Here is a 2,198-nt window from a genome sequence, read left to right as displayed (position 1 = left end):
ATATCAAATCCTATCCGAACACATGCAACAACATAATAACGACGTTAAAAGAGCCGAAAAACCTACAACATCACTCACTAAAAAAGAAATTAGCCTTGTTAGAAAAATAAGAAAAAATTCTATAAACGAGTTAAAAAACATTTCAAAACTCTTTTTTGAAATGTTTTTTAACTCGTTTRTAGAATCTGAATCAAAACAAATTTAAGAAAAAGAAGAAAAAATTAAGAATATTTCTAGTWTTCAAGAAAAAGTTCTGAAATGTTTTTAACTCGTTTGTAAAATCTGAATCNAAAACNAATTTAAGAAAAAGAAGAAAAAATTGAGAATATTTATAGTTTTCAAAAAAGAGTTTTGAAATGTTTTTTAACTCGTTTATAGAATTTTAAATTTTATAGAATTTTTGAATAGTAATTTAATAATCAAAGTTAGGAATAAACAAAAAGCTACTATTTACAACAACGTATATAATTAATTGCTAGTACTAGCCTACTTACGAAAATCCCTTGGGGGATTTTCTATTCCGATTTTTTTTACTAAATTTAGTCACGAATCACGCAACAAATCATATACAAATTCGTTACCCACAAGCGCCAAAATATTCCCTTAATTTGATTTAAATATGGGTTCAATAGACTTTAAAACATTAGTAGAAACTAGAAATGAACTTTTTAAAATTAACAATAATGAGATTATTCATGAAATAATTAGAATTCTTAAAAATAACGAAATTGAGAAATCAGCTAAGCATAATAAATTAAATGATAAGGAGGCTAACCATTATGTTATTGATTTAAAATCTGAGTATATTGACCAAATAATTGAATTATTTGGAGATTTAGAAACAAGCTCTTTAAGTGAAAAATATGAAAGCACTTCTAAGTCTATAAAATTTTCAAGTATTCTGGATAAATGGACAAATATTTTAGAATTATAAGTTTTATTTTTGAGTAATTAATTTAAAAAAAGTGAAAAATCACAAGGAATATTATGACCGATTATGAAAAAAAATTTATTAAATTTTATAACAAATTCTCATTAGATAGTGATAATGCAAAGACGAAACTTGAAACCTATGCTGACGAGCTTGAATATGCTTACTCATTGTCTCAAACTCTAATAAACCCTAAACTCAAAAATGAATGGAAAAATATATGGGATGAGCTTACTATAAAACTTTCGCATTGTGAAAATCATCCTTTTAAAAGTTCTATCAGTCATTCTTTACACGGAAAACGAAAGACAACAATAGAACGATACTTACTTTTCTTTCATACAGAATACAATAGAATTAAAGAAAAAAATAATTTAAAAAAATAAAGCCAGTGGGTAACACCGTATATAATTTATTGCTAGTGCTAGCCTACTTACGAAAATCCTTAGGGGATTTTCTATTCCGTTTTTATTTACTAAATTTAGTGCTTCAAAAACGCAACAAACCATATACAAAACGTTAGTTTTCATTGCTCAGAAAAAATGAGAATATTAAAGAAAAAAGAGAATTATCGAGAATATTTAAATAATTAAAATGAATAAATCATGAATTTATAAACTCGTAAAAAAATGTTGTTTTGCTTGAATCTAAAAAATAAACTTTAGAATTTTAAAGAAAAAGTTCAGAAAAAAATAAACAAATTGAAAATCTTTAAACTCGTGAAAAATCGCTGTTTTACGTAAATATAAAAAAGAAAGTTTAGATTTTTAAAGAAAAAGTTTAATAAAAAACTCTGAATTTTAAACTCGTAAAAAAATTGCTGGTTTTCGTAAATCCAAAAAAGAATGTTTAGAATTTTAAAGAAAAAGTTAAATGAAATATAACAAATTTTGAATTTTAAACTCGTGAAAAAACCTGTTTTACGTGAATCTAAAAAAGAATGTTTAGAATTTTAAAGAAAAAATAAAACATAAACAAATCTTGAATTTTAAATTCTTGAAAAACTTAGAAACGCAAAAAAAACGTGCTTATAAAAATGTTTCGCAACGAAAAACTAACAACGTATATAATTAATTGCTGGTTTTCGCCTACATACGAAAATCCCTTGGGGGATTTTCTATTCCGANTTTTTTTTACTAAATTTAGTCCMGAATMACGCAACAAATCATATACAAATCCGTTGTGCGTAATTTACCACTCATCCCTGAAAAGCAACAATTCAGGAATAACATTTTGAGATTTCAAGACTTTAACTTCAACTTTGAAA

2 protein-coding genes and 1 pseudogene are annotated in these 2,198 nt (G+C 24.9%); all 3 read left to right on the top strand.

What is annotated here, in order from left to right:
• Nucleotides 1-205 (top strand): annotated as a pseudogene (locus L0U77_RS11795) (hypothetical protein); the annotation flags it as partial.
• Nucleotides 206-619: 414 nt separating this feature from the next.
• Entirely contained in the window at nt 620-934 is a 315-nt protein-coding gene (locus tag L0U77_RS11790) for a hypothetical protein (protein ID WP_193701523.1), read from the top strand.
• 53 nt (nt 935-987) lie between these two features.
• Nucleotides 988-1,317: a hypothetical protein gene (locus L0U77_RS11785; protein ID WP_193701524.1), complete on the top strand. Its 330-nt coding sequence runs from the start codon at nt 988-990 to the stop codon at nt 1,315-1,317.
• Nucleotides 1,318-2,198: the final 881 nt, after the last annotated feature.

It is taken from the genome of Tenacibaculum piscium, from assembly GCF_021390715.1.
GTDB lineage: Bacteria > Bacteroidota > Bacteroidia > Flavobacteriales > Flavobacteriaceae > Polaribacter > Polaribacter piscius.
This window is presented reverse-complemented; position numbering and strand designations above follow the sequence as displayed.

What these genes read in the sequence shown, in the direction of transcription:
- L0U77_RS11790 (WP_193701523.1), top strand. Translation starts at nt 620, where the DNA reads ATGGGTTCAATAGACTTTAAAACATTAGTAGAAACTAGAAATGAACTT.
- L0U77_RS11785 (WP_193701524.1), top strand. Translation starts at nt 988, where the DNA reads ATGACCGATTATGAAAAAAAATTTATTAAATTTTATAACAAATTCTCA.